Source organism: Pseudomonas sp. 4CAES_32.4 (assembly GCF_058136335.1).
The window spans coordinates 5730787-5757756 of the sequence record NZ_CM176882.1; the positions used below are offsets into that span (position 1 = coordinate 5730787).

The window sequence follows — 26970 nt, forward strand, 5'->3', positions numbered from 1 at the left end:
CTTAAGCCGCATCGCGCTTGGCTTCGTTGCGGTAAGCCGCCACCGCCTCGATCAACGCCTGAAGAATCTCTGCGCTCTCGCCGATCACCGAAAGGTCAGCGCGCTTGATCATGTCGCAACCCGGATCGAGGTTGATCGCCACCACCTTGTCGCAAGCGCCGATGCCTTGCAGGTGCTGGATCGCCCCGGAGATACCCACAGCCACATAGACCCGCGCGGTAACCCAAGTGCCGGACGCGCCGACCTGGCGATCTCGCGCCATGAAGCCGTCGTCCACTGCCACCCGCGACGCGCCTTCTGTAGCACCGAGTGCTGCCGCCGTTTCATGGAACAGCGCCCAATCCTTCACGCCATTACCGCCGGAGAATATGAACTCCGCTTCGGCCATAGGAATCGCCGCCGGGTCCACCGCGACCGCACCGAGATCTTCGATCCGCGACAGACTGCGCGCAACGCTTGTGGATAACTCCACAGGCAAGGCTTCATGGCGGGTTTCGCTGACCGGCTCAGCGCATTCGGCGGCAGCCAGAATCAACCGCGCAACCGGCCGGGCAAGGTCTTGTAACCCGGCGCCAGCACGACCGATGCACTCCTGATCCTTGACCTGCCAGACCCGTGTGGCCGGGCGTTCGCCCAGCGCCGCAGCAAAGCGTCGACCGAGTTCGCCGCCACCGCTGCGACTGTCCGGCAGCAGCCAGTGACGCGGGTTGAACTGGTTATCCACAGCCCGCAAACCTTGCACCCGCTGTTCCGGCGCATAACCGCTGAACTGTTCGCCTTCGAGCACCAGCAAGCGATCGACGCCGGCGGTGGCGAAAGTGCTTTCCTTGTGCTCGCCAAAGACCACGGCCAACACCGCGCCGTCGTGGCCGGCGAGTTGATGGGCGAGGCCGAGCAAGTCGCGGTCATGGCTGCTCAAGCGGCCACCGACCATGTCCGGCACCACGGTGATATAGAACGCCGGGGCCGGCACTTGATGCAGCGGCAATTGCACTTCCACAGCAGCAGAACGTTTGACCGCCCCGCCCTGTTGCGCGCCGCTGCGGTCGATACGCTTGATGCCGTTGGGGCCGATAAAACCGATGCCGTGCAGGTTCTTGCGGATGACGCCATTCGGGCCCATCCAGCTGTGTTGCGCCGGTTGCATGGCCGCGTGCAGCGGGTGCAGGCGGTTACGGGCAATCCATTCAGCGCGTGGGTCGCGGCGGATAATGTCGCTCATCAGTGGGCCTCCGCAGGTTCACGTTTGGCCGGGGTAGCAGGCTTGCTTGGCGCGGCGTCTTCGAGCAGCGCGTCGGCGACCAGTTCGGCGATGTCCTTGATCAGCGGACGCGGTTCGACCACGCCTTCGAGCATCGCCGTGCACTGTGGACAACCCACGGCCACCAGTTCGGCGCCGGTCTCGCGGATGTCTTCCATGCGCATATCGGGAATCCGCTGCTTGCCCGGAATGTCAGTGATCGGTGCCCCACCGCCACCGCCGCAGCAGCGCGAACGGAAGCCGGAACGTTGCATCTCTTTGACCTCAATGCCGAGGGCACGCAGCACTTCTCGCGGCGCTTCGTACTCGCCGTTGTAGCGGCCCAGGTAGCACGGATCGTGATAGGTCACGCTGTTGCCTTTGTGCTGACCGAGATTGAGCGCACCGGCCTGAATGATTTCGGCCATGTAGGTGCTGTGGTGCTGCACCAGGTAGTTGCCGTCGAACGCGCCGTACTCGTTTTTCAGCACATGGAAGCTGTGCGGATCGCAGGTGACGATGCGGTTGAAGCTGTATTTGCCCAGGGTCTGGATGTTGCGTTTCGCGAGCAATTGGAACGTCGCTTCATCACCAAGACGCCGCGCCACGTCGCCGCTGTCACGCTCTTCGAGGCCGAGCACGGCGAAGTCGACTTTTGCCGCTTTCAGCACTTTGACGAACGCGCGCAAGGTGCGCTGATTGCGCATGTCGAAGGCGCCGTCGCCGACCCAGAACAGCACGTCGGTGGATTTCTTTTCGCTGAGCAGATTGAGGTTCAAGTCCGCCGCCCAGTTCATCCGCCCGCCCGGAGCAAAACCGCCGGGGTTGTCGGTCGCGATGAGGTTTTCGAGGACTTCGGCGCCCTTGTTCGGGGTCGCGCCTTTTTCCAGGGTCAGGTGACGGCGCATGTCGACGATGGCATCGACGTGCTCGATCATCATCGGGCACTCCTCGACGCAAGCACGGCAGGTAGTGCACGACCACAGGGTTTCGGCGTCGACCAAGCCGTTGACGATCGGTTGATGTGGATTGCCTGAGTGTTCGCCAACAGGTTTGCCGGGGTACGGACTGCCAGCGAACTTGGCATCGGTGCCGCCAGCGAGGCCGACGACCATGTCCTGAATCAGTTTTTTCGGGTTCAGCGGTTGGCCAGCGGCGAACGCCGGGCATGCGGCTTCGCATTTGCCGCACTGCACGCAGGCGTCGAAACCAAGCAACTGGTTCCAGGTGAAATCCTTGGGTTTCTCAACACCCAGCGGCGCTGACGGATCATTGAGATCCAACGGTTTCAAACCGGTGGAACGACCGCCGCCAAAGCGTTCGGCGCGACGGTGCCACGCCAGGTGCAACGCACCAGCGAAGGCGTGTTTCATCGGCCCGCCCCAGGTCATGCCGAAGAACAACTCCGACACGCCCCACAGCACACCAATCCCCAGAATTGCCGCAAGCACCCAGCCGCCGAAGTTCTCCGGCAGAATCCCGGCCACCGGCAAGGTCAGCAGAAAGAACGACGCCGAGAACGCCAACAGGCTTTTCGGCAGACGCATCCACGGGCCTTTCGACAGCCGCGCCGGCGGGTTGCGCCGACGCAGATAAACGAAGATCGCGCCGACAAACATCACTGCCGTCATCAGCAGCAACGCGTAACCAAGAATGCGGTTATGCAGGCCGAAACCGTGTACCAGCAGCGCCAGCACAATCGACGCCACCGCACCGCCCGCTGTAGCGACGTGGGTGTTGGCGATGTATTTGTCCCGGGCGACGACATGGTGCAAGTCGACCATGTAACGCTTGGGCATGGCCAACAGACCGCCGATCAGATCGACCTTCGAGGCCCGGCCCCGACGCCACATGGCCACCCGCCGCAACGCGCCGAGGACACCGAGGCCCAGAGCGGCGAACAACAGGATTGGAAGAAGGGTGTTCAACATGGTGAAGCTCCCACCAGTACAACCTGGAGAAACACGGCGTTCAATGATCGTTCCCACGCTCTGCGTGGGAATGAATCCCGGGACGCTCCGCGTCCCAAAGCGGACGCGGAGCGTCCATTGCGGCATTCCCACGCGGAGCGTGGGAACGATCGTTCGCGAGGCTTAGAAGTCTTTGCACAACCGTAGGGCGTCATAGATCGCGGCGTGGGTGTTGCGCTGCGCCACGCAGTCGCCGATGCGGAACAGCAAGTAGCCATCGCCCGCCTCGCTCAGCGAAGGTTGTGGCTGGATCGCGAACAACGCTTCGACGTCGATCTGACCCTTGTTGCGCGAACCCTCTTTGAGCGCGTAGTAGATTTCCTCATCCGGGCGCACGCCGTTTTCCACCACCACCTGATCGACCACCCGCTCCTCTTTGGCGCCGGTGTATTCGTTTTCCAGCACCGCGACCAGTTTGTCGCCTTCGCGGTAGACCTTCTCGAGCATCATGTCGCCGGTCATGATCACTTCTTTCGGGTACATGCTGCGGTAGTAGGTCGGGAACGACGTACCGCCGATGGCCACGCCCGGTTTGATGTCGTCGGTGACGATCTCGACCTGGCTGCCCTTGTCGGCGAGGAAGTCGGCAACCGACATCCCGGTGAACTCGCAAATGGTGTCGTAGACCAGCACGTTCTTGCCCGGCGCAACCTTGCCGTCGAGCACGTCCCAGCTGCTGACCACCAGCCCTTCAGCGGCGCCCCAGTGTTCGTTCTGCTCCAGATATGGATGCCCACCAACCGCCAGCACCACCACGTCCGGACGCAAGTCCATGATGGTGTCGGCATCAGCCGCCGTGCCCAGGCGCAGATCGACTTTTAGCCGCGCCAGCTCCAGCTGGAACCAACGGGTGATGCCGGCGATCTGGTCACGCTGCGGTGCTTTCGACGCCGTGGTGATTTGCCCACCAATGAATTCTTTCTTCTCGAACAGGGTCACGTCGTGGCCACGTTCGGCGGCAACACGTGCCGCTTCCATCCCGGCAGGGCCGGCACCGACGATGACCACTTTGCGTTTCGGCCCGGTGGATTTCTCGATGATGTGCGGCACGCCCATGTATTCACGGGACGTCGCGGCGTTCTGGATGCACAGCACGTCGAGGCCTTGGTACTGACGGTCGATGCAATAGTTGGCGCCGACGCACTGTTTGATCTGGTCGATCTGGCCCATCTTGATCTTGGCGATCAGGTGCGGGTCAGCGATGTGCGCGCGGGTCATGCCGACCATGTCGACGTAACCGCCCTCAAGAATGCGCGTGGCCTGGTTCGGGTCCTTGATGTTCTGTGCGTGCAGCACCGGCACCTTGACCACTTCCTTGATCCCGGCGGCCAGATGCAGAAACGGCTCCGGTGGATAACTCATGTTCGGAATCACGTTGGCCAGGGTGTTGTGGGTGTCACACCCCGAGCCGACCACGCCGATGAAATCGAGCATGCCAGTGTCGTCGTAGTACTTGGCGATCTGCTTCATGTCCTCGTGGGACAAACCGTCCGGGTGGAACTCGTCACCGCACAGACGCATGCCCACGCAGAAGTCCTCACCGACCTCGGCGCGCACGGCTTTCAGCACTTCCAGACCAAACTTCATCCGGCCCTCAAAAGTGCCGCCCCATTCATCGGTACGCTTGTTGACGCGCGGGCTCCAGAACTGGTCGATCATGTGCTGGTGAACGGCAGACAGTTCGACGCCGTCAAGACCACCGGCCTTGGCCCGGCGCGCAGCCTGAGCGTAGTTGCCGATCACCCGCCAGATTTCTTCCGGCTCGATGGTTTTGCAGGTCGCGCGGTGCACCGGTTCACGGATGCCCGACGGCGACATCAGGGTCGGCCAGTTGAAGCCGTCCCAGCGCGAGCGCCGGCCCATGTGGGTAATCTGAATCATGATCTTGGCGCCGTGCTTGTGCATGGCGTCGGCCAGATTCTGGAAATGCGGAATGATCCGGTCGGTCGACAGGTTGACCGAGCTCCACCACTCCTGTGGGCTGTCGACGGCGACTACGGAGGAACCGCCACAGATCGCCAGGCCGATGCCGCCCTTGGCTTTCTCTTCGTAATACTTGACGTACCGGTCGGTGGTCATGCCACCGTCAGTCGCGTAGACCTCGGCGTGCGCGGTGCTGAGCACGCGGTTGCGGATGGTCAGTTTGCCGATCTGGATCGGCTGGAACATTGCTTCGAAAGCCATGGCGGGTTCCTCGACTTACAACGGCTTGACGGTGAACAGCCCGTCGTCGTGGCCTTCTTCGGAGCCACCGTAGACTTGCTCGGCAACCGTGCGAATCTTGCTGCCGCGTGCCTCAAGAATCTGGTCCATCGCACCGGCAAACCAACCGGTGAACATGTAGTCGACCTTGCGCCCGACCTTGCCGTAGACGTAGACGAATGCGGAGTGCTCGAGCTTGACGCTGGCGGTGCCTTTGTCGAGGTCGATGTCCTGGATCTTGAACAGGCCCCAGCCGCGTTGCGACAGACGCTTCATGTAGTGCTCGAACACCGCGACGCCTTCCAGGCCGTGGCATTCGGCTTCTTTTTCGCACCAGTGCCAGGCGGATTTGTAGCCGGCTTTGTAGAGGATCTCGGCGTAGGCGTCAGCGCCCAGAACCTCTTCGATGCCCATGTGGTTGTTGACGAAGAAATGCCGTGGCACGTAGAGCATCGGCAGGGCGTCGGAGGTCCAGACACCGGTCTCGCTGTCGACTTCGATTGGCAATTGCGGGGCGATCTTGGCCATGGAAACTTAACTCCAGAAAATTTTGTGTGTTGCCCCCAGCGCGGACGGCCGGGGGAAAGGATTCAGAAGTGCGGCGGCTTATTCGCCCCAGACATCCTTGAGGACGTTGACCCAGTTCTCGCCCATGATCTTGCGCACCACGCGCTCGGGATGGCCGCGCTTGAGCAGGGTTTCGGTCAGGTTCGGGAACTCGCCGACGGTGCGGATGCCCAGCGGGTTGATGATCTTGCCGAAGCTGGTCAGACGGCGGGCGTAGCCCTTGTCGTGGGTCAGGTATTCGAAGAAGTCCTGGCCGTGACCCTGGGTAAAGTCGGTGCCGATGCCGATGGCGTCTTCGCCGACGATGTTCATCACGTATTCAATCGCTTCGGCGTAGTCGTCGATGGTCGAATCGATGCCCTTGGCGAGGAACGGCGCGAACATGGTCACGCCGACAAAACCGCCATGGTCGGCGATGAACTTCAGTTCTTCATCGGACTTGTTGCGCGGGTGCTCTTTGAGGCCCGACGGCAGGCAGTGGGAGTAGCACACCGGTTTTTTCGATTCGAGGATCACTTCTTCAGAAGTCTTGGAGCCGACGTGGGACAGGTCGCACATGACGCCCACGCGGTTCATCTCGGCAACGATTTCGCGACCGAAACCCGACAGGCCGCCGTCACGCTCGTAGCAACCGGTGCCGACCAGGTTCTGGGTGTTGTAGCACATCTGCACAATGCCGACGCCGAGCTGCTTGAACACCTCGACATAGCCGATCTGGTCTTCAAACGCGTGAGCATTCTGGAAGCCGAAGAGGATGCCGGTCTTGCCCTGCTCCTTGGCTTTGCGGATGTCGGCGGTGGTGCGCACCGGCATCACCAGGTCGCTGTTGTCGCGGATCAGCTTCTGGCTGGCGGCGATGTTGTTCACGGTCGCCTGAAAGCCTTCCCACACCGACACAGTGCAGTTGGCTGCCGTCAGACCGCCCTTGCGCATGTCTTCGAACAGCTCGCGGTTCCATTTGGCAATGATCAGACCGTCGATAACGATGCTGTCGGCGTGTAATTCGGCTGGGCTCATCAGGCGTCCCCTTATTGGCGATTCATGCGCCGAATCGTCTGCCGGCGCTTTGGGGCCAGCATATGCCTCGGTGCCGGGGCGACCGGGTGCAAAAACGACAGGGGAATTGCCGAAAGCGTCAATCCGCGACAAAGGGTCGCCAGACGCTCCGATCAGCTACCTGTTCAAGCCCGCACGCTTGAGCCAGAATCTCCCGCATCTTGGAAACACCACTGGATTAGAGCGGCGACAACAATGAAATCGATCTTCCTGGCTTTGGCACTGCTTGCGACCGGCGTACACGCCGCCGAAGAGTCCGACAACAACCCGTGCGACGCCGTCGAAAACGACGTCCAGACCCTGGAATGCTCAGCCTACAGCCGCACCACCGCCGAAGACTTGCTCAAGGACAACTACGCCAGCCTCAACGAACGCATGCAGACGGCGTATGGCAAGAACCCGACACAACTGGCCGACATCACCGCCAAGATCAAGACGGCTCAGCAGCAGTGGCTGAAGACACGGGATGCCGATTGCGCGGTGGAAGCGTTCCCGGCGACGGCGGGGAGCAAGGCTTTTACCATTGCGCAGAATGACTGCGTGGCACGGATGAGTGATGAACGGTCGGAGTTTTTGGAGTCGATTGGGCAGGAGTGAGTGTCTGAGCTGTAAGCTGCCCTCCTATAGCCAATCTAGGTAATCACATGAACATCTGCGGCATCGAAATCAAAGGCAGCGAAGCGATTATCGCCGTGGCCGCTCTGGACGGTTCGACCCTGAGCCACGTTCCCCTTGCCACCAAGAAGATCGCCCTCGACGAGGATGACGAGGCGGCAAACGTGAAGTTGTTCGCGGCGCAGGTGGCGTCGTTTGTGCGGGAAAATTCGGTTGATCGGATTGCGATCAAGAAGCGCAGCAAGAAGGGTGAGTTTGCCGGTGGTCCGACGACGTTCAAGATTGAAGGGATTTTGCAGTTGCTGGATGGGTGCGAGGTGACGTTGTTGTCGCCGCAGACGATCAATGCGCAGGCGAAGAAGCATAATTTCGAGCTGCCGGGGACGCTGAACAAGTATCAGCACGAGGCTTATAAGGCCGCGTGTTCGGCGTTGGTGAAGAAGTAACCCGATTCCCGAAATCACCTTGGAACCTGTGGGAGCGGGCTTGCCCGCGATGGCGGTGTGTCAGGCAATAACAATGTTGGATGTGCTGGCCTCATCGCGGGCAAGCCCGCTCCCACAGGGTTCTAGGGTGTTGCTGAAACCACTCAGGCCTGGGCGGTGCGGCGATCTTCGCGGGGGCAGCGAGCAAATTTGGCGCGGTAACTGCGGGTGAAATACGACGGTGATTCAAACCCGCAGGCGATGCTGACTTCGAGCACGCTCATGTCGGTCTGCCGCAGCAACTGCCGGGCCTTTTCCAGTCGCAGGCGCAGATAGAAATTGCTCGGCGTATCGTTCAGGTGCAGTCGAAACAACCGTTCCAGTTGCCGCCGCGTCACTTTGATCGATTCCGCCAATTGCAGCGTGGTCAGGGGCGGTTCGCTGTGCTGCTCCATCTCGCCGATCACTTGCACCAGTTTCTTGTTGTTGATGCCATAACGCGTGGCGACTTCCATGCGCTGGTGGTCTTTGCGCGGACGGATGCGCCCCAGCACAAACTGCTCGCTGACCTGAATCGCCAGTTGCGGGCCGTGAGCCTGGGCGATCAGATCGAGCATTAAATCGATCGAGGCCGTGCCACCGGCTGAGGTGATGCGCCGACGGTCGATCTCGAATAATTCCTGGGTCACGCTGAGCTGTGGATAAGATTCCTTGAAGGCATCGATGGCTTCCCAGTGCATGGTCAGACGATAGCCGTCGAGCAGACCAGCCTCGGCCAGCACAAAGCTGCCGGAATCGATGGCGCCGAGGGTGACGCCTTCGTTATCAAGTCGGCGCAGCCAATGCTCCAGCGCCGGAGTTGCGAACTTCAACGGTTCAAATCCCGCTATCACCAATAACGTCGCGCCTTTCTTCAACGGCTCCAGCGCTGCGTCTGCGTTAACCGACATACCGTTACTCGCCAGCACCGCCCCGCCATCGGCACTCAACACATGCCAGCGATACAACTCGCCGCGAAAGCGGTTGGCCACGCGCAGCGGTTCGATGGCGGAGATAAAGCCAATGGCGGAGAACCCCGGCATCAGCAAAAAGTAGAAATCCTGGGACATGGGCGCCTTCGGTTGGCGGGTAACGTGGCTCGTTGATACGCCGTTTGCCAGCGGCATTCAAGCGTGCAGGTCGCTACAGTGCAAATGCCAGTCGCCGCAGTGCACTTTCATGGGCGTATAGCTGCGTAACTTTGCATCACCGGCACGACAGATGCCGGAACTCACAATAAACGACCTGCCGAGGAACCCGACATGAAACGACTGATCAGCAGCTGTGTTCTTGCACTCAGCGGTACCGCTTTCTTGAGCGCCAGCGTCATGGCGGCCGACCCGGCATCGTGCCAGAACGTGCGCATGGGCGTGGTCAACTGGACCGACGTGATCGCCACCAGTGCCATGACCCAGGTTCTGCTCGACGGCCTCGGCTACAACACCAAACAAACCAGCGCGTCCCAGCAAATCATCTTCGCCGGGATTCGCGACCAGCGTCTGGACCTGTTCCTCGGTTACTGGAACCCGCTGATGACCCAGACCATCACCCCGTTCGTCGACGCCAATCAGGTCAAAGTCCTCGAAGCACCAAGCCTGAAAGACGCCCGCGCCACCCTCGCAGTACCGACTTATCTGGCCGACAAGGGCCTGAAAACCTTTGCCGACATTGCCAAATTCCAGAAAGAACTCGGCGGCAAGATCTACGGTATCGAACCAGGCTCGGGCGCCAACACGCAGATCAAGGCAATGATCGCCAAGAACCAGTTCGGCCTCGGCAAGTTCCAGTTGGTCGAGTCCAGCGAGGCCGGCATGCTCGCCGCCGTCGACCGCGCTGTGCGCCGCAAGGAGGCCGTGGTGTTCTTCGGCTGGGCGCCGCACCCGATGAACGTCAACGTGCAGATGACTTATCTGACCGGCAGTGAAGACGCCCTCGGCCCGAACGAAGGCATGGCCACCGTGTGGACCGTCACCGCGCCGAAATACGCCGAGCAGTGCCCGAACATCGGTCGCTTGCTGACCAATCTGACGTTCACCGCCGAGGACGAGAGCCGGATGATGCAACCGCTGCTCGATCACAAGGACGCTTTCGAATCGGCCAAGCAATGGCTCAAGGATCACCCCGAAGACAAGCAGCGCTGGCTGGAAGGTGTGACCACTTTCGATGGCAAACCGGCCGCTGAAAATCTCCAGCTGACCAGCAAATAAACCTCTATTGAAAAACCCGCTCTCCCAGATGGGAGGGGCAAATGAACCACGCTTCGCAGCCCCGAAAAGGGCTGCGGACAGACCCATCACGCCTGAAGGAAACCGCACCATGAACCACGACGTCATCATCACCTGCGCACTCACCGGTGCTGGCGACACGACCGCCAAGAGCCCGCACGTGCCGGTCACCCCGAAACAGATCGCAGCGGCAGCCGTTGAAGCGGCCAAGGCCGGCGCCACCGTCGTGCACTGCCATGTACGCGATCCGCAAACCGGCAAGTTCAGCCGTGACGTGGCGTTGTACCGCGAAGTGATGGAGCGCATCCGCGAGGCGGACGTCGACATCATCGTCAACCTCACCGCCGGCATGGGCGGAGACCTGGAGATCGGCGCTGGCGAGAATCCTATGGAGTTCGGCCCGAACACCGATCTGGTCGGCCCGCTGACCCGCCTGGCCCACGTTGAAGAGTTGCTGCCGGAAATCTGCACCCTCGATTGCGGCACCCTGAACTTTGGCGATGGCGACACCATTTACGTCTCCACCCCAGCGCAACTGCGCGCCGGCGCCAAGCGCATCACCGAGTTGGGCGTTAAGGCCGAACTGGAGATTTTCGACACTGGGCATCTCTGGTTTGCCAAGCAGATGATCAAGGAAGGCTTACTCGACAACCCGTTGTTCCAGCTGTGCCTGGGCATCCCGTGGGGCGCGCCGGCGGACACCACCACGATGAAAGCCATGGTCGATAACTTGCCCGCCGACGCAGTGTGGGCCGGGTTCGGGATTGGTCGGATGCAGATGCCGATGGCCGCGCAAGCGGTGCTGCTGGGCGGAAACGTGCGGGTCGGGCTGGAAGACAACCTGTGGCTGGACAAGGGTGTGTTGGCGACCAATGGCCAACTGGTCGAACGCGCCACCGAGATCCTCAGCCGGCTCGGCGCTCGCGTGCTGACGCCGGCTGAGGGCCGTAAAAAGATGGGCCTGACCCAGCGCGGCTGAACGACCACTTATTTCCCCCTGTAGGAGTGAGCCTGCTCGCGATGGCGTCGGTACATCCGATGCATCTCCAGCGGAAGAAGAACCGCTATCGCGAGCAGGCTCACTCCTACAGTTTTTTCGAGACCCATTCAGGAAATCGCCATGAGCTTTATCACCGAAATCAAAACCTTCGCCGCCTTGGGCAGCGGTGTCATCGGCAGTGGCTGGGTCGCGCGCGCCCTCGCCCATGGCCTGGATGTGATCGCTTGGGATCCGGCGCCCGGCGCTGAAGCGGCACTGCGCAAACGCGTGGCCAATGCCTGGGGCGCGCTGGAGAAAAACGGTCTGGCGCCGGGCGCTTCGCAGGATCGTCTACGCTTTGTCGCGACCATCGAAGAATGCGTGCGTGATGCCGATTTTATTCAGGAAAGCGCCCCGGAACGTCTGGAGCTGAAACTCGATCTGCACAGCAAAATAAGCGCTGCGGCCAAGCCCAATGCGTTGATCGGATCAAGCACGTCGGGCCTGCTGCCGAGCGAATTCTACGAGAGCTCAACGCACCCGGAACGCTGCGTGGTCGGTCATCCGTTCAACCCGGTGTATCTGCTGCCACTGGTGGAAGTGGTCGGTGGCAAAAATACCGCGCCGGAAGCCGTGCAAGCGGCGATGAAAGTCTACGAATCCCTCGGCATGCGCCCTTTGCATGTGCGCAAGGAAGTGCCGGGATTCATCGCCGACCGCTTGCTTGAAGCGCTGTGGCGTGAAGCGCTGCACCTGGTCAACGACGGTGTCGCGACCACGGGCGAGATCGACGATGCGATCCGTTTTGGCGCTGGTCTGCGCTGGTCGTTCATGGGTACGTTCCTGACTTACACCCTGGCTGGCGGCGATGCCGGCATGCGCCACTTCATGTCGCAATTCGGCCCGGCGTTGCAGTTGCCATGGACGTATCTGCCGGCACCGGAACTGACGGACAAGCTGATTGATGATGTGGTCGATGGCACCAGCGATCAGCTCGGCCGCCACAGCATTTCGGCGCTGGAACGCTATCGTGATGACTGCCTGCTGGCGGTGCTTGAGGCGGTGAAGACCACCAAGGAAAAGCACGGGATGGCGTTCAGCGAATAGTCCGTTTACTGATCGTTCCCATGCTCCGCGTGGGAATGCAGCCCGGGACGCTCCGCGTCCCAGAAGCGTGACGCTGAGCGTCACAAGAGGCGGTCCCACGCAGGGCGTAGGAACGATCGCGTCAGGAGAAAACATGCCCACCCTCACCACCTACCAAACCAGAATCATCCCCGACTGGGTCGACTACAACGGCCATCTGCGCGATGCCTTCTACCTGCTGATCTTCAGCTATGCCACCGACGCCTTGATGGATCGCCTCGGCATGGACAGCAACAACCGCGAAGCCAGCGGCAATTCACTGTTCACCCTCGAACTGCACCTCAACTATCTGCACGAAGTGAAGCTCGACACTGAAGTCGAAGTGCGCACACAGATCATCGGCCACGACAGCAAACGCCTGCACCTCTATCACAGCCTGCACAAGGTTGGTGAAGATCAGGAACTGGCTGGCAACGAGCAAATGCTGTTGCACGTCGACCTCGCCGGCCCGCGTTCGGCGCCGTTCGGTCCAGAGACTTTGAGCCGCCTGCAAAGCATCGTCGCCGAGCAACAAGACCTGCCCGCTCCCGCTTACATCGGCCGCGTCATCGCGCTGCCACCTGCCCGTTAGACCGAGTCATCGTTCATCGCCAGCAGGGCTGGCTTCTACATTGGATTTGGCTGTGCACAAATTTTGTGTTCACCGCAGATCACCTGTGGGAGCTAGCCCTGCTAGCGATTGCAGGCAACTCGGTCTTCCTGATTCACAGCCAAAAAAAAGCCCCGATACCAGCCGTGACAGGATCGGGGCGCAAGCTACTGTTGAGGAGCTGCCGTGCGAGGGTGACCAAACCTTCGTGAAGCGAGCCTGCGCCAGTGTGCCCACTCCCCTTTCGATCGAGTTAGCCGAAAACGACCTGTTCATAGTCGTCCCAGCCACACGGACAAAACGCCCTTGCCGTGCCCCGTCCAGCCTTACAGAATCAAACCACGACCTCCGATGCCACAGAAGGATTTGCGTGATGATGTACGCCGATTTGATTGACCAGGAAGATCTGTTGGGCCAACTCAAAGCGTTGGGTATTCAAGTCCCGAGCGGCACGACCGCCGAGCAGGCCTGCGAGTGCGCAGTGCGCGGTCTGGATAATGTTCGTGCGTTTGAACTGCGCAAGATGGTCAAGGACATGTACACCAGCGGCGCCAGCATCCAGCCGGCGGTGCGTCAGGCGATCGACAAGCAGTTGTTGCCGGCATTGGCCGACTACCAGCAAAGCCATAGCGCCTGACAGACCGCCATCGCTGGCAAGCCAGCTCCCACAGTGATCCGGGCCGACACAACATTTGTGTACTGCACAGACCCTGTGGGAGCTGGCTTGCCAGCGATGAAGCTGACTCGGTCTACAGCCTTACGCTGGCAAACGTCGACTCATTGCGCGCCTGACTCAACGCCGACATCGGCCCCGACAGCGGCGACATCACGATCGCCTGTGGCAGCGGCAGCATCGCCACTTGCTGGGCGGTGTTGGAGCCTACGCGTTCGTCACGCGGCGGAATGCCGAAGTATTCGCGGTAGCACTTGGAGAAGTGCGGCGTCGACACGAAACCACATACCGACGCCACTTCGATGATCGACATCGGCGTCTGCTTGAGCAGTTGCCGGGCGCGAATCAGGCGCAACTTCAAGTAGTAACGCGACGGCGAGCAGTGCAGGTATTTCTGGAACAACCGCTCCAGCTGTCGACGCGACACGGCGACGTACACCGCCAGTTCGTCGAGGTCGATCGGCTCTTCCAGATTGGCTTCCATCAGCGCGACGATTTCCTGCAGTTTCGGCTGGTTGGTGCCGAGCATGTGCTTGAGCGGCACGCGCTGGTGATCCTGTTCGTTGCGGATACGTTCGTAGACGAACATTTCCGAGATCGCGGCGGACAGCTCACGGCCATGATCGCGGCTGATCAGGTGCAGCATCATGTCCAGCGGCGCGGTGCCGCCGGAGCTGGTGAAACGGTTACGGTCGAGCGTAAACAAACGCGTACTCATGGCCACGCGCGGGAAAGCTTCCTGCATCGCCGCCAGACATTCCCAGTGCACGCTGCAATCGAAACCGTCGAGCAGGCCGGCGCAGGCCAGTGCCCAACTGCCGGTGCACACGGCGCCGAGACGCTTGGACTGGCGTGCCTGGCTTTGCAGCCACGAGACGTGTTCACGGGTAACGGTGCGTTGAATGCCGATGCCGCCGCAGACAATCACGGTGTCGAGCGGCGGGGCTTTGTGCATGGAAGCGTCGGGAGTGATTTGCAGACCGTCACTGGCCCACACCTGGCCGCCATCGACGGTGAGGGTGCTCCAGCGATACAGCTCGCGACCGGACAATTGGTTGGCCATGCGCAGGGGTTCTACGGCGGAGGCCAGAGAAATCAGCGTGAAATTGTCCAGCAGCAGAAAGCCGATGGATTGAGGCGCACGGTTCTGGGGTTGGGCCCCGGAGTTGAACGACGTCATCGCGGTATCTCCTCACACAAAGCGGGTGATGGCCTCAGGCGGAGGCTCTTGTTATTGCCATCGTTCTCGCGTGGGAGACGGGCTTTGTTATGACAGAGCAATTGCCATGCCTAAAATTGGATGGCCGTTCAATAACTCCTGAAAACGACCTCTCGACGTGTCTATACGAGACATCCGACGAAAGGTATTTCGAAGTGCCATCAGCGGTGGAGAAAGCCGTGCTCCAGCCTCTGTGAGCAGATCGGTAGCACTTGTGGGAACTGGCCTGCGCGCAGTTTGCGGGGAGTGTCACCGCAAGCACGGGTGACGGACGGTAGGAGGGGTGAAAGGCATGTAACAGGTGGGAAGGACTCTTATCTGATTGCGACGCGCTAAAAGGTGGCGTGATTGATTGCCTGTGTTCTTTTGGTGAGCAGTTTTGACTGGTCTGGCCCAATCGCCAGCAGGGCTGGCTCCCACATTTGATCTGCGTCGTTTACAAATCCTGTGGGAGCTAGCCCTGCTAGCGATTGGAGCGACGCGGTCTCAGCACTCCACAGCGCTGACCGCCAGGCCACCCCGCGATGTCTCTTTATATTTATCATGCATGTCGGCGCCGGTATCGCGCATGGTGCGGATCACCCGATCCAGCGAGATAAAGTGCTGACCATCCCCGCGCAACGCCATCTGCGCCGCATTGATCGCCTTCACCGCCGCAATCGCATTGCGTTCGATGCATGGCACTTGCACCAGGCCGCCGACCGGATCGCAAGTCAGTCCAAGGTTATGCTCCAGGCCAATTTCCGCCGCGTTGCACAACTGCTCCGGCGTAGCACCCAGAATCTCCGCCAGCCCCGCCGCTGCCATTGCGCACGCCGAGCCGACTTCGCCCTGACAGCCCACCTCGGCACCGGAGATCGAAGCATTCTTCTTGCACAGAATCCCCACCGCCGCCGCACCGAGGAAGTAGTCGACCACGTTGGCGTCCGTCACCGCTTCGCTGAATTTCATGAAGTAGTGCAACACCGCCGGGATGATTCCCGCCGCGCCATTGGTCGGCGCCGTGACCATGCGTCCGCCCGCCGCGTTCTCTTCATTCACCGCCAACGCAAACAGGTTGACCCACTCCATCGCACTGAGCGTCGAGCCGATCACATTGGGCTTGCCCAACTCCTGCAGACTGCGGTGCAACTTCGCCGCACGCCGCCGCACATTCAAACCGCCGGGCAGGATGCCTTCGTGTTTGAGGCCCTGCTCGACGCAATCCTGCATCGCCCGCCACAGCTTCATCAGCCCGGCGCGAATCTCTTCTTCACTGCGCCAGACCTTTTCGTTGGCCATCATCAATTCGGCAACGCGCAGGTTGTTCTTTTTGCACAACTCCAGCAGCTCGACCGCGCTGGAGAAGTCATAAGGCAATTCCGTGCGATCCAGATCGACCACACCACTGGACGCCTGCGCTTCATCGACGACAAAGCCGCCACCGACCGAATAGTAGGTGTCGCGATGCAACTCAGCGTGATCGCCCTCGGCAACAATCGTCATCGCATTGGGGTGGAATGGGAGGTTCTCATCGATCAGGCGCATGTCCCGTGCCCAGACGAAAGGCACCTCCAGGCGACCATCGAGTAAAAGTGTGTGAGTTTCACGCAGCGCCTGAATACGCGGGCCGATCTGCGACGGGTCGATTGCGTCCGGCCATTCGCCCATCAGGCCCATGATCACCGCGTTGTCGCTGCCGTGACCAATACCGGTGGCCGACAGCGAGCCGAACAATTGCACTTCTATACGACGCACCTGTTCCAACTGGTGCTTGTCCCGCAGCGACTCGACAAACAACGCCGCCGCACGCATCGGCCCGACGGTGTGGGAACTGGAAGGGCCGATGCCGATTTTGAACAGGTCGAAAACGCTGATAGCCATTGCTGCAGAGCTCCTGAGGATGCCGGTCCGGGACGCAAAAGCGCCCGCTGGCGGAGCTGCTACGCTCAGGCTGCGATCCGCCGGAATGCCCGCATCATCAGGCTTTTGTCGGTGAGCACGGCGTCTGACACCGACGCACTCATGTCCACCAGCGCCGCGCCGTTTTCACCCCGGTTTCACCGTTTTCATGCGGTTCAGATGGCCAATCGGGGCGAAAAAAAGCTGTAAACGACGTCACTGACACTGGATACGACCATCCCTGTACTGGATACGACCCCCCCTGTAGGCGTCAGATTTTCACTGGTACATGATCGTTATGACTCGATTGCAAGGCGCCGTGACAGAGCTGTCTCCAGAACGCCATCCAACCGCAACCTATAAGTGCGGTGGTCCACAGTCGGAACACTGCCAAAAAAAACACCAAGGAGTCCATCCATGAAAGGTTCCCCGTCGTTGTTGTTGGCCGCGATGCTGAGTCTGCCGTTACTGGCGCAAGCCGCAGAACCGGCGCAATGCAGTACCGTTAACTTCTCCGATGTCGGCTGGACTGACATCACCGCGACCACCGCGACCACCTCTGTTGTGCTCAACGCCCTCGGCTACAAGACCAAAACCACCATGATCTCCGTGCCCGTGACCTACAAGTCGCTGGCCGACGGCAAGAACATGGACGTGTTCCTCGGCAACTGGATGCCGACCATGGAAAACGACATCAAGGCCTACCGCGACGCCGGCACCGTGGAAACCGTGCGCACCAACCTCAAGGGCGCCAAGTACACCCTCGCCGTGCCGCAAGCCTTGTATGACAAAGGTCTGCATGACTTCGCCGACATCGCCAAATTCAAGAAAGAACTCGACGGCAAGATCTACGGCATCGAGCCTGGCAACGACGGTAACCGTCTGATCCAGAGCATGATCGACAAGGACGCTTTCGGCTTGAAGACCGCCGGTTTCAAAGTCGTCGAATCGTCGGAAGCGGGCATGCTCTCGCAAGTGGATCGTGCGCAGAAACGCGACACCGCTGTGGTGTTCCTCGGCTGGGCGCCGCACCCGATGAACAAGCGCTTCAAGATTCAATACCTGACCGGCGGCGATGATTTCTTCGGCCCCGATTTCGGTGCGGCGACCGTGGCGACCAACACCCGCAAGGGTTACGCCGAGGAATGCAGCAACGTTGGTCAGTTGCTGAAGAACCTGGAGTTCAACGTCGACATGGAAAGTGAACTGATGGGCAACATCCTCGACGACAAGATGAAGCCCGACGCGGCCGCCAAGGCCTGGCTGAAAAAGAATCCACAGGTGCTCGATACCTGGCTCGCTGGCGTGACCACCATTGACGGTAAACCAGGCCTGGAGGCCGTGAAAGCCAAGCTGAATCAGTAATCGCTTATGCCGAGGGAGCTTGCTCCCTCGGGCTGTTTATTTCCTTGCATGCGGACGTTCACTACCATGCTGATTGATCAGAAAATACCTTTAGGCCAGTACATCGCGGGCTTCGTTGAATGGTTGACGCAACACGGCGCCAACACCTTCGACGCAATCGCCGTGACCCTGGAAACGATGATCCACGGCGTGACGTTTGCGCTGACCTGGTTCAACCCTTTTGTCTTGATCGGCCTCATCGCCCTGCTCGCGCATTTCATCCAGCGCAAATGGGGATTGACCGCTTTCGTCATTGCTTCCTTTCTGCTGATCCTCAATCTGGGGTACTGGCAGGAAACCATGGAAACCCTCGCCCAGGTGCTGTTCGCGACCCTGGTCTGCGTGGTCATCGGCGTGCCGTTGGGCATCGTCGCCGCGCACAAACCGATGTTCTACACGTTAATGCGTCCGGTACTCGATCTGATGCAGACCGTACCGACCTTCGTTTACCTCATTCCTACCCTGACCCTCTTCGGGCTGGGTGTGGTGCCGGGCCTGATCTCTACGGTGGTGTTCGCCATCGCTGCGCCGATCCGCCTGACCTACCTGGGCATCCGCGATGTCCCGCAAGAACTGATGGACGCCGGCAAGGCCTTCGGCTGCTCGCGTCGCCAATTGCTCTCACGGATCGAACTGCCTCACGCCATGCCGAGCATCGCGGCCGGCATCACCCAGTGCATCATGCTGTCGTTGTCGATGGTGGTGATCGCCGCACTGGTCGGCGCCGACGGACTCGGCAAACCGGTGGTCAACGCACTGAACACTGCTGATATCGCCCTGGGCTTCGAAGCGGGCCTGGCGATCGTACTGCTGGCGATCATGCTCGACCGTATCTGCAAACAACCCGACGCCAAAGTAGGGGGTGACGCATGAGCATAATTCGCTTCGAAGACGTAGACGTAATCTTCTCCAAGGATCCACGCGAGGCACTCAAGCTGCTCGATCAGGGCATGACCCGCAACGAGATCCTGAAGAAAACCGGACAGATCGTCGGCGTGGAAAAAGCCACGCTGGATATCAACAAAGGCGAAATCTGCGTGCTGATGGGCCTGTCCGGTTCGGGCAAGTCGAGCCTGCTGCGCTGCATCAACGGCCTCAACACCGTGAGCCGTGGCAAGCTGTTCGTCGAGCATGAAGGCAAACAGATCGACATCGCCTCCTGCACCCCGGCCGAACTGAAAATGATGCGCACCCAACGCATCGCCATGGTCTTCCAGAAGTTCGCCCTGATGCCGTGGCTAACGGTGCGCGAGAACATCAGTTTCGGTCTGGAAATGCAGGGTCGCCCGGAAAAGGAACGCCGCAAGCTGGTCGATGAAAAACTCGAACTGGTCGGCCTGACCCAATGGCGCAACAAGAAGCCTGACGAACTCTCCGGCGGCATGCAGCAGCGCGTCGGTCTGGCGCGGGCGCTGGCGATGGACGCTGACATTCTGTTGATGGACGAACCGTTCTCGGCGCTCGACCCGCTGATCCGTCAGGGTCTGCAAGATGAACTGCTGGAACTGCAACGCAAGCTGAACAAGACCATTGTCTTCGTCAGTCACGACCTCGACGAGGCACTCAAATTGGGTAGCCGCATTGCGATCATGAAGGACGGCCGGATCATCCAGTACAGCGTGCCGGAAGAGATCGTACTGAACCCGGCGGACGACTATGTGCGTACGTTCGTGGCGCACACCAATCCGCTCAACGTGCTGTGCGGTCGCAGCCTGATGCGCACGCTGGACAACTGCAAACGCATCAATGGTTCGGTTTGCCTGGATCCGGGCGGCGATTCCTGGCTGGATCTGGCTGAAGGCAACACCATCAAAGGCGCACGGCAGAACGGCTCGGTGCTGAACCTGCAGAACTGGGCACCGGGGCAAGCGGTGGAAGGGCTGGAGCGTAAACCGACGCTGGTGGATTCGAATATCGGCATGCGTGACGCCTTGCAGATTCGTTATCAGACCGGCAACAAACTGGTGCTGCACGATAACAATCATGTGGTGGGGATCCTGGGCGACAGCGAGTTGTATCACGCGTTGCTGGGCAAGAACCTGGGCTAAGAACCCCAGACACAAAAACGCCGTGAGAGGATCGCGGCGTGATCGTTCCCACGCTCTGCGTGGGAATGCAGCCCGAGACGCTCCGCGTCCCACAACAGCGGACGCGGAGCGTCCATTGATGCATTCCCACGCGGAGCTTGGGAACGATCATGCAAAAGGGGCTCAATCGAGCCCCTTTTGATTTAGCGGTTTAGCTATAAACCCGGCCAAGGAGCTGCCGATGGCTTTCAAACTGATCGAGCACATCCCGCGTGATCTGATCCTGCGTGAAGCCCATCAGGTCGTAATCCTGGCTGCCGTTGTGCAAATACACTTCAGCGCGGTAGTAACGCTGGCGCGCTTCATCGGACTGGGCCGATTCGGTCGGGGTCGCCAGGTAGCCGTCCAGGCTGACTTCGTAGACGAAAGGGTTGCCCTCTTCCATCTCGACGCGCACGCCCATGCAGCGCTTGGATTTACCCAACAGCGTCTGCACTTCCAGACCCTGCGCACGCATCTGCGCGGTGGCATCTTCCAGCGCCGGGCTGACCTGCTTGTCCATGAAGCGCTGCACCACCGATTGGCTCGGCTGCAGATCCAGTTGCGTCAGACGCTCGCTGAAACCGCGACGACCGCGCTCCGCCAGTTGCGCTTGCTCCTGTTCGATCTGCACGTCCTGGCGCATCGCCTTGTGCAGGCCGAACATGAAGCAGATCAACACCACCGAGAACGGCAGACCGGCGAGCACCACCATGGTTTGCATGGCTTCGAAGTTACCGGCAAACAGCAGACCGATGGTCACCAGGGTGATCACCACCGACCAGAAGATCCGCAGCCAGTGCGGCGCGTCTTCGTCGACGTTGCCGCCCTTGCAGGACAGATTCGCCATCATCACCGCGCCAGAGTCGGCCGGGGTCAGGAACAGCACGAAGCCAACAAAGATCGACACACCGATGACGACTTTCGACGCCGGGTAGTGTTCAAGCAATTGATAGATGGCCATCGACGGCTGTTCCAGTGCCGTCTTGCCAAGCTCCACCGCCCCCTGGTTCATCACCAGATCCAGTGCCGAGTTACCGAAGATCGACAGCCAGGCCAAGGTGAAGCCCAGCGGAATCAGCAATACGCCGGCGACCAGTTCACGCACGGAACGACCACGGGAAATACGCGCGATGAACATGCCTACGAATGGTGCCCAGGAAATCCACCACGCCCAGTAGAACAGCGTCCACAGGCCCAACCAGCGGTCGGACTTGGCGCTGTCGCCTTCATAGACGTACAGGTCGAAAGTCTTCAGCACCACGCCATTCAGATAGTCACCGATGTTCTGCACGAAGCCGTTGAGCAGGTGCAGGGTCGGGCCGAACAGCAGCACGAAAATCAGCAGACCGCTGAACAGCACGATGTTCAGGTTGGACAGACGGCGGATGCCGTTTTCCACGCCGGACACCGCAGCGATGGTCGCCACGGTGCTCATCACGATGATCACGATCAACAGGTTGGTGTTGCTGTGTTCCATGCCGAACAGGTTTTCCAGGCCCGAGGACACTTGCAGCGAACCAATCCCCAGATTCGTCACCAGACCCAGCAGGGTCACGAACATGCCGAAGCCGTCCACCGCGTGACCGGCCGCGCCTTTAACCCAACGCTCGCCAACCAGCGGATACAGCGCCGAACGCAGGGCCAGCGGCTGGTTATGACGGTAAGCAAAGTACGCCACGGCCAGACCGACCAGTGCGTAGATCGCCCAGCCGTGCAGGCCCCAGTGCAGGAACGTCAGTTGTACTGCCTGACGCGCGGCCATGTTGGTGGCCGAGGCGCCTTCCGGCGGATTGAAGTAGTGATCCAGTGGCTCCGACGCGCCGAAGTACAGCAGCGAAATACCGATACCCGACGAGAACAGCATCCCCGCCCAGGCGCCGTAACTGAAATCCGGGGTGTCATCCTTGCTGCCCAGTTTGAGTTTGCCGTACGAGGAGAACGCCAGGCCGACGACAAACACCAGGTAGGCGGCGATCACCACCATGTAGTACCAGCCGAAGCTGCGCGACAACCAGGCCTGAGCGATACCCAACAGTCTGCCGGCCTCTTGCGGGGCGATGATCAGAATGGCGGTCAACAACAGAATCAGCGCGGTAGAGGTGTAAAACACCCAACCGTTGACCGTCACCTTCTCGGGCGGGGTCTTTATAAGCGAGGCAGAACTCATGGCACAAATGCTCCAGGCAGTGCGAGAGAAGAACACAAGGCAACACGGAACCCGACCAATCGGTTAGTTGGCAGCCGACCGGCGGGTGATATAAAGACACCCCGAAAAAAGCCCGAACCTGCCGAAATGGCGCTGCGAATCGCTTTCGTGGCCGAAGGTGGACGGACGTTCATCCGAAACCTGGCCCTGAGCGTCTTGCCCTTTCAACACGTCCATCGAATCGCGAACCGCGCCATGCCCCACGCAGGTTTCGAGCATTTTCGGATGTCGGTTTTATCGCCACTTACATGTAGGAAAAATCTGTAGGCAGCGACGATTTGTCGCAGAGCTTATTCTTTGTTGATTGAACGTTCAATCAAAACAAAATAGACTGGCCCTCAATCCGATAGGCGTTATTCGCCGCTCGGAAGGCCTAAGGAGATGTGCAAGATGCCCAAGGTCGGTATGCAACCCATCCGCCGCCAACAACTGATCGAAGCCACTTTGCAGGCGGTCGATCAGGTCGGAATGGGGGACGCCAGCATTGCGCTGATCGCCCGTTTGGCCGGTGTCTCGAATGGCATCATCAGTCATTACTTTCAGGACAAGAACGGCCTGATTGCCGCCACGATGCGGTATCTGATGACCGCCCTCAGCGAGAGCGTCACCGCGCGCCGTCAGGCGCTGGCAGATGACAGCCCACGGGCGCATCTGCAGGTGATCATCGAAGGCAACTTCGACGCCAGCCAGGTCAATGGCCCGGCAATGAAAACCTGGCTGGCCTTCTGGGCCACCAGCATGCACCAGCCGTCTTTGCACAGGTTGCAGCGGATCAACGATCACCGTCTGTATTCCAACCTGTGCTGCGAGTTCCGCCGCGTGTTGCCGCTCGAAGATGCGCGCAGCGCAGCGCGAGGACTGGCAGCGTTGATTGACGGCTTGTGGTTGCGCGGCGCTTTGTCGGGAGACGCTTTCGACACGGCGCAGGCGCAACAGATCGCTTACGAATACATGGATTTCCAATTGGCCAAGAAGGTGAGCTAGAGCACACAGAAAACGCTCGGCCCCTCACTGCCACCGCAGCTTCAGCGCGGTGGTCAACGCCAACCACCAATGCACTTGCGAGGACACTATGGCCCGTTTCGAACTGCAAAAACTTTACATCGATGGTGCGTACTCTGACGCCGGCAGCGATGCCACCTTCGAAGCCATCAATCCGGCTAACGGTGAAGTCCTCGCACAGGTGCAACGTGCGACCAAGGAAGACGTCGAGCGTGCTGTGGTCAGCGCTGAAAAGGGCCAGAAAATCTGGGCCGCGATGACCGCCATGGAGCGTTCGCGCATCCTGCGTCGCGCCGTCGACATCCTGCGCGAGCGCAACGATGAACTGGCCGCGCTGGAAACCCTGGACACCGGTAAATCCTTCTCCGAAACCAAGTACGTCGACATCGTTACCGGCGCCGACGTGCTGGAATACTACGCAGGCCTGGTGCCGGCCATCGAAGGCGAGCAGATCCCGCTGCGCGACACTTCTTTCGTCTACACCCGTCGCGAGCCGCTGGGCGTGGTTGCCGGTATCGGCGCGTGGAACTACCCGATCCAGATCGCGCTGTGGAAATCCGCGCCAGCCCTGGCGGCCGGTAACGCGATGATCTTCAAGCCGAGCGAAGTCACTTCGCTGACCACCCTGAAACTGGCCGAGATCTACACCGAAGCCGGCGTTCCAAACGGTGTGTTCAACGTACTGACCGGCAGCGGCCGTGAAGTCGGCACCTGGTTGACCGAGCACCCGCGCATCGAAAAAATCTCCTTCACCGGCGGCACCGACACTGGCAAAAAAGTAATGGCCAGCGCTTCGGCTTCGTCGCTGAAAGACGTGACCATGGAACTGGGCGGCAAGTCCCCGCTGATCATCTGCGACGACGCCGACCTCGATCGCGCTGCCGACACCGCGATGATGGCCAACTTCTACAGCTCCGGTCAGGTCTGCACCAACGGCACTCGCGTGTTTGTACCAGCGCACCTGAAAGCCGCCTTCGAAGCCAAGATCGTTGAGCGCGTTGCACGCATCCGCGTCGGCAACCCGGAAGACGAAAACACCAACTTCGGCCCACTGGTCAGCTTCGCGCACATGGAAAGCGTGCTGAACTACATCGCCAAGGGTAAAGAGCAAGGCGCTCGCGTGCTGTGCGGCGGCGACCGTCTGACCGACGGCGAATTCGCCAAAGGCGCATTCGTGGCACCCACCGTGTTCACCGACTGCACCGACGACATGACCATTGTTCGTGAAGAAATCTTTGGTCCGGTGATGGCGATCCTCTCCTACGAAACCGAAGAAGAAGTGATCCGCCGCGCCAACGACACCGACTTCGGCCTGGCCGCCGGTATCGTCACCAAAGACCTGAACCGCGCCCACCGCGTGATTCATCAACTGGAAGCCGGTATCTGCTGGATCAACGCCTGGGGCGAGTCCGACGCAAAAATGCCGGTCGGCGGTTACAAGCAGTCGGGTGTTGGCCGTGAGAACGGGATCAGCTCTCTCAATAACTTCACCCGCATCAAGTCCGTGCAAGTCGAACTGGGTGAGTACGTTTCAGTTTTCTGATGAGCTGATCAGCTCCAAGCGGCAAGTTTCAAGCTGCAAGTAAAAGCAGTTTGGAGGTTGCCGCCCTCCCCGATTTCGAAGCCACCGCTCGCTGCTTTTACTTGCAGCTTGAAGCTTGTGGCTTGCAGCTCCCTCAGGAGAACTTATGACTCAAGAATTCGACTACATCATCATCGGTGCCGGCTCGGCCGGTAACACCTTGGCGACCCGTCTGACTGAAGACGCTGGCGTCACCGTTCTGCTGCTCGAAGCAGGCGGCCCTGACTACCGTCTCGACTTCCGCACGCAAATGCCAGCTGCCCTGGCGTTCCCGCTGCAAGGTCGTCGTTACAACTGGGCTTACGAAACCGACGCCGAGCCACACATGGACGGTCGCCGGATGGAATGCGGTCGCGGCAAAGGCCTCGGCGGTTCCTCGCTGATCAACGGCATGTGCTACATCCGTGGCAACGCGATGGACTACGACGGCTGGGCGAAACTGCCAGGCCTGGAAAACTGGTCGTACCTCGACTGCCTGCCGTACTTCCGCAAAGCCGAAACCCGCGACATCGGCCCGAACGATTACCACGGTGGCGAAGGCCCGGTCAGCGTGACCACGCCGAAGGCCGGCAACAACCCGCTGTTCCACGCCATGGTTGAAGCCGGCGTGCAGGCCGGTTACCCGCGCACCGAAGACTTGAACGGCTACCAGCAGGAAGGCTTCGGCCCGATGGACCGCACCGTGACGCCGAAAGGCCGTCGTGCTTCCACCGCCCGTGGCTACCTCGACACCGCGAAAAAGCGTTCGACCCTGACCATCGTCACCCACGCCCTGACCGACAAGATTCTGTTTGAAGGCAAGCGTGCGGTTGGCGTGCGTTACCTGGTCGGCGATGCTGAAGAGCGCGTTGAAGTCAAAGCACGCAAGGAAGTCCTGCTGTGCTCCGGCGCCATCGCTTCGCCGCAGATTCTGCAGCGCTCCGGTGTCGGCCCGGCGAAACTGCTGGAAAGCCTCGACATCCCGGTCGTTCACGATCTGCCGGGCGTTGGTGAAAACCTGCAGGATCACCTTGAACTGTACCTGCAATACGCGTGCACTCAGCCAGTTTCGCTGTACCCGTCGCTGCTCTGGTACAACCAGCCGGCCATCGGTGCCGAGTGGCTGTTCAACGGCACTGGCATCGGCGCCAGCAACCAGTTCGAAGCCGGCGGTTTCATCCGTTCGCGTCCGGAATTCGAATGGCCGAATATCCAGTACCACTTCCTGCCGGTGGCGATTAACTACAACGGCAGCAACGGTGTGAAAGAGCACGGTTTCCAGGCGCACATGGGTTCCATGCGCTCACCAAGCCGTGGTCGCATCCAAGCCAAGTCGAAAGACCCGCGCCAGCACCCGAGCATCCTGTTCAACTACATGGCCACCGAGCAGGACTGGCAAGAATTCCGCGACGGCATCCGCCTGACCCGTGAAATCATGCAGCAACCGGCACTCGATCAATACCGTGGCCGCGAAATCAGCCCGGGCATCGAAGTGCAAACCGATGAGCAACTCGACAAGTTCATCCGCGAGCACGCCGAAACCGCGTTCCACCCGTCCTGCTCGTGCAAGATGGGCACCGACGAAATGGCGGTGGTCGATGGCGAAGGTCGCGTGCACGGCATGCAGAGCCTGCGTGTGGTCGATGCTTCGATCATGCCGATCATCACCACCGGTAACCTGAACGCGCCGACGATCATGATCGCCGAGAAAATCGCCGACAAGATCCGTGGCCGCCAGCCGTTGCCGCGCAGCACCGCGCCGTACTACGTCGCAGGCGATGCGCCAGTGAAGGGCAAGCCGATGCGTGATATCACGCCTGCTGCTCAGTAAGACATAACACCGCGTCACGGCTAATCGCTGGCAAGCCAGCTCCCACAGGGTTTTGTGTCGTACACACATAA

At 60.3% G+C, this 26970-nt stretch carries 23 protein-coding genes; 13 read left to right on the plus strand and 10 right to left on the minus strand.

What is annotated here, in order from left to right:
- Nucleotide 1: 1 nt before the first annotated feature.
- The 5 genes from etfA to AC3Y64_RS25900 form a co-directional block, all read right to left on the minus strand.
- The gene (gene etfA / locus AC3Y64_RS25880) at nt 2-1222 is read right to left on the minus strand and encodes an electron transfer flavoprotein subunit alpha (RefSeq protein ID WP_489985698.1); all 1221 of its coding nucleotides are present in this window, start codon (nt 1220-1222) and stop codon (nt 2-4) included.
- Entirely contained in the window at nt 1222-3171 is a 1950-nt protein-coding gene (dgcB, locus tag AC3Y64_RS25885) for a dimethylglycine demethylation protein DgcB (protein WP_489985699.1), read from the minus strand. The genes etfA and dgcB overlap by 1 nt, the downstream gene beginning before the upstream one ends.
- A 162-nt stretch (nt 3172-3333) precedes the next feature.
- Nucleotides 3334-5394 (minus strand): dimethylglycine demethylation protein DgcA, encoded by a 2061-nt coding sequence (gene dgcA, locus AC3Y64_RS25890; protein ID WP_489985700.1) that lies wholly within the window; start codon nt 5392-5394, stop codon nt 3334-3336.
- A 15-nt stretch (nt 5395-5409) separates the two neighbouring features.
- On the minus strand, nt 5410-5940 hold the full coding sequence (locus AC3Y64_RS25895) for a DUF5943 domain-containing protein (RefSeq protein ID WP_005792152.1): 531 nt from the start codon (nt 5938-5940) through the stop codon (nt 5410-5412).
- Between the two features lie 78 nt (nt 5941-6018).
- The gene (locus tag AC3Y64_RS25900) at nt 6019-6996 is read right to left on the minus strand and encodes a dipeptidase (protein WP_008083166.1); all 978 of its coding nucleotides are present in this window, start codon (nt 6994-6996) and stop codon (nt 6019-6021) included.
- Nucleotides 6997-7230: 234 nt separating this feature from the next.
- On the opposite strand from AC3Y64_RS25900, the gene AC3Y64_RS25905 reads away from it, so the two are divergent.
- The gene (locus AC3Y64_RS25905; RefSeq protein ID WP_463555965.1) at nt 7231-7632 is read left to right on the plus strand and encodes a lysozyme inhibitor LprI family protein; all 402 of its coding nucleotides are present in this window, start codon (nt 7231-7233) and stop codon (nt 7630-7632) included.
- Between the two features lie 47 nt (nt 7633-7679).
- Entirely contained in the window at nt 7680-8096 is a 417-nt protein-coding gene (locus AC3Y64_RS25910; protein ID WP_053124561.1) for a DUF3010 family protein, read from the plus strand.
- 143 nt (nt 8097-8239) lie between these two features.
- Here AC3Y64_RS25910 and AC3Y64_RS25915 read toward each other — a convergent pair whose 3' ends face one another.
- Nucleotides 8240-9184 (minus strand): GlxA family transcriptional regulator, encoded by a 945-nt coding sequence (locus AC3Y64_RS25915; RefSeq protein WP_489985701.1) that lies wholly within the window; start codon nt 9182-9184, stop codon nt 8240-8242.
- Between the two features lie 192 nt (nt 9185-9376).
- On the opposite strand from AC3Y64_RS25915, the gene AC3Y64_RS25920 reads away from it, so the two are divergent.
- From AC3Y64_RS25920 to AC3Y64_RS25940, 5 genes are all read left to right on the plus strand, one after another.
- Nucleotides 9377-10321: a choline ABC transporter substrate-binding protein gene (locus tag AC3Y64_RS25920; RefSeq protein WP_489985702.1), complete on the plus strand. Its 945-nt coding sequence runs from the start codon at nt 9377-9379 to the stop codon at nt 10319-10321.
- A 109-nt stretch (nt 10322-10430) separates the two neighbouring features.
- Nucleotides 10431-11318: a 3-dehydrocarnitine:acetyl-CoA trimethylamine transferase CdhC gene (cdhC, locus tag AC3Y64_RS25925; RefSeq protein WP_016983621.1), complete on the plus strand. Its 888-nt coding sequence runs from the start codon at nt 10431-10433 to the stop codon at nt 11316-11318.
- Between the two features lie 141 nt (nt 11319-11459).
- A complete protein-coding gene (locus tag AC3Y64_RS25930) occupies nt 11460-12425 on the plus strand; it encodes an L-carnitine dehydrogenase (RefSeq protein ID WP_123454176.1) in 966 nt (321 codons plus the stop codon).
- Nucleotides 12426-12558: 133 nt separating this feature from the next.
- A complete protein-coding gene (locus AC3Y64_RS25935) occupies nt 12559-13035 on the plus strand; it encodes a thioesterase family protein (protein ID WP_489985703.1) in 477 nt (158 codons plus the stop codon).
- 391 nt (nt 13036-13426) lie between these two features.
- Nucleotides 13427-13690, plus strand: coding sequence for a hypothetical protein (locus tag AC3Y64_RS25940; RefSeq protein ID WP_008083190.1), 264 nt, complete (start codon nt 13427-13429; stop codon nt 13688-13690).
- A gap of 112 nt (nt 13691-13802) precedes the next feature.
- Here the strand turns inward: AC3Y64_RS25940 and gbdR are convergent, their stop codons facing one another.
- Nucleotides 13803-14906 carry a choline metabolism transcriptional regulator GbdR gene (gene gbdR / locus AC3Y64_RS25945; RefSeq protein WP_122594743.1) on the minus strand — a complete coding sequence of 368 codons (1104 nt, stop codon included), beginning with the start codon at nt 14904-14906 and terminating at the stop codon, nt 13803-13805.
- A 525-nt stretch (nt 14907-15431) separates the two neighbouring features.
- Nucleotides 15432-16808: an L-serine ammonia-lyase gene (locus tag AC3Y64_RS25950; protein WP_489985704.1), complete on the minus strand. Its 1377-nt coding sequence runs from the start codon at nt 16806-16808 to the stop codon at nt 15432-15434.
- 435 nt (nt 16809-17243) lie between these two features.
- Between AC3Y64_RS25950 and AC3Y64_RS25955 the strand changes: the two genes are divergently transcribed.
- The 3 genes from AC3Y64_RS25955 (at nt 17244) to choV (ending at nt 20278) form a co-directional block, all read left to right on the plus strand.
- Complete coding sequence (locus AC3Y64_RS25955) at nt 17244-18191, plus strand: choline ABC transporter substrate-binding protein (RefSeq protein ID WP_008085762.1); 948 nt, start codon at nt 17244-17246, stop codon at nt 18189-18191.
- 66 nt (nt 18192-18257) lie between these two features.
- Nucleotides 18258-19103, plus strand: coding sequence for a choline ABC transporter permease subunit (gene choW / locus AC3Y64_RS25960; protein WP_236427356.1), 846 nt, complete (start codon nt 18258-18260; stop codon nt 19101-19103).
- On the plus strand, nt 19100-20278 hold the full coding sequence (gene choV, locus AC3Y64_RS25965) for a choline ABC transporter ATP-binding protein (RefSeq protein ID WP_158958442.1): 1179 nt from the start codon (nt 19100-19102) through the stop codon (nt 20276-20278). Before choW ends, choV begins: the two co-directional genes overlap by 4 nt.
- 190 nt (nt 20279-20468) lie before the next feature.
- Here choV and AC3Y64_RS25970 read toward each other — a convergent pair whose 3' ends face one another.
- Together AC3Y64_RS25970 and AC3Y64_RS25975 are read right to left on the minus strand one after the other, a co-directional pair.
- A complete protein-coding gene (locus tag AC3Y64_RS25970; RefSeq protein ID WP_489988031.1) occupies nt 20469-22409 on the minus strand; it encodes a BCCT family transporter in 1941 nt (646 codons plus the stop codon).
- A gap of 120 nt (nt 22410-22529) precedes the next feature.
- Nucleotides 22530-22724, minus strand: a complete 195-nt coding sequence (locus tag AC3Y64_RS25975) for a hypothetical protein (RefSeq protein ID WP_064388135.1) — start codon at nt 22722-22724, stop codon at nt 22530-22532.
- A 171-nt stretch (nt 22725-22895) separates the two neighbouring features.
- On the opposite strand from AC3Y64_RS25975, the gene betI reads away from it, so the two are divergent.
- The 3 genes from betI (at nt 22896) to betA (ending at nt 26899) form a co-directional block, all read left to right on the plus strand.
- On the plus strand, nt 22896-23489 hold the full coding sequence (gene betI, locus AC3Y64_RS25980; protein ID WP_038363121.1) for a transcriptional regulator BetI: 594 nt from the start codon (nt 22896-22898) through the stop codon (nt 23487-23489).
- 88 nt (nt 23490-23577) lie between these two features.
- Nucleotides 23578-25050 carry a betaine-aldehyde dehydrogenase gene (betB, locus tag AC3Y64_RS25985; protein WP_489985705.1) on the plus strand — a complete coding sequence of 491 codons (1473 nt, stop codon included), beginning with the start codon at nt 23578-23580 and terminating at the stop codon, nt 25048-25050.
- 145 nt (nt 25051-25195) lie between these two features.
- Entirely contained in the window at nt 25196-26899 is a 1704-nt protein-coding gene (gene betA / locus AC3Y64_RS25990) for a choline dehydrogenase (RefSeq protein WP_489985706.1), read from the plus strand.
- The last annotated feature ends 71 nt before the right edge of the window (nt 26900-26970 follow it).

Coding starts and splice junctions, on each gene's coding strand:
- etfA (WP_489985698.1), bottom strand. CDS start 1,222: ATGAGCGACATTATCCGCCGCGACCCACGCGCTGAATGGATTGCCCGT.
- dgcB (WP_489985699.1), bottom strand. CDS start 3,171: ATGTTGAACACCCTTCTTCCAATCCTGTTGTTCGCCGCTCTGGGCCTC.
- dgcA (WP_489985700.1), bottom strand. CDS start 5,394: ATGGCTTTCGAAGCAATGTTCCAGCCGATCCAGATCGGCAAACTGACC.
- AC3Y64_RS25895 (WP_005792152.1), bottom strand. CDS start 5,940: ATGGCCAAGATCGCCCCGCAATTGCCAATCGAAGTCGACAGCGAGACC.
- AC3Y64_RS25900 (WP_008083166.1), bottom strand. CDS start 6,996: ATGAGCCCAGCCGAATTACACGCCGACAGCATCGTTATCGACGGTCTG.
- AC3Y64_RS25905 (WP_463555965.1), top strand. CDS start 7,231: ATGAAATCGATCTTCCTGGCTTTGGCACTGCTTGCGACCGGCGTACAC.
- AC3Y64_RS25910 (WP_053124561.1), top strand. CDS start 7,680: ATGAACATCTGCGGCATCGAAATCAAAGGCAGCGAAGCGATTATCGCC.
- AC3Y64_RS25915 (WP_489985701.1), bottom strand. CDS start 9,184: ATGTCCCAGGATTTCTACTTTTTGCTGATGCCGGGGTTCTCCGCCATT.
- AC3Y64_RS25920 (WP_489985702.1), top strand. CDS start 9,377: ATGAAACGACTGATCAGCAGCTGTGTTCTTGCACTCAGCGGTACCGCT.
- cdhC (WP_016983621.1), top strand. CDS start 10,431: ATGAACCACGACGTCATCATCACCTGCGCACTCACCGGTGCTGGCGAC.
- AC3Y64_RS25930 (WP_123454176.1), top strand. CDS start 11,460: ATGAGCTTTATCACCGAAATCAAAACCTTCGCCGCCTTGGGCAGCGGT.
- AC3Y64_RS25935 (WP_489985703.1), top strand. CDS start 12,559: ATGCCCACCCTCACCACCTACCAAACCAGAATCATCCCCGACTGGGTC.
- AC3Y64_RS25940 (WP_008083190.1), top strand. CDS start 13,427: ATGATGTACGCCGATTTGATTGACCAGGAAGATCTGTTGGGCCAACTC.
- gbdR (WP_122594743.1), bottom strand. CDS start 14,906: ATGACGTCGTTCAACTCCGGGGCCCAACCCCAGAACCGTGCGCCTCAA.
- AC3Y64_RS25950 (WP_489985704.1), bottom strand. CDS start 16,808: ATGGCTATCAGCGTTTTCGACCTGTTCAAAATCGGCATCGGCCCTTCC.
- AC3Y64_RS25955 (WP_008085762.1), top strand. CDS start 17,244: ATGAAAGGTTCCCCGTCGTTGTTGTTGGCCGCGATGCTGAGTCTGCCG.
- choW (WP_236427356.1), top strand. CDS start 18,258: ATGCTGATTGATCAGAAAATACCTTTAGGCCAGTACATCGCGGGCTTC.
- choV (WP_158958442.1), top strand. CDS start 19,100: ATGAGCATAATTCGCTTCGAAGACGTAGACGTAATCTTCTCCAAGGAT.
- AC3Y64_RS25975 (WP_064388135.1), bottom strand. CDS start 22,724: ATGCTCGAAACCTGCGTGGGGCATGGCGCGGTTCGCGATTCGATGGAC.
- betI (WP_038363121.1), top strand. CDS start 22,896: ATGCCCAAGGTCGGTATGCAACCCATCCGCCGCCAACAACTGATCGAA.
- betB (WP_489985705.1), top strand. CDS start 23,578: ATGGCCCGTTTCGAACTGCAAAAACTTTACATCGATGGTGCGTACTCT.
- betA (WP_489985706.1), top strand. CDS start 25,196: ATGACTCAAGAATTCGACTACATCATCATCGGTGCCGGCTCGGCCGGT.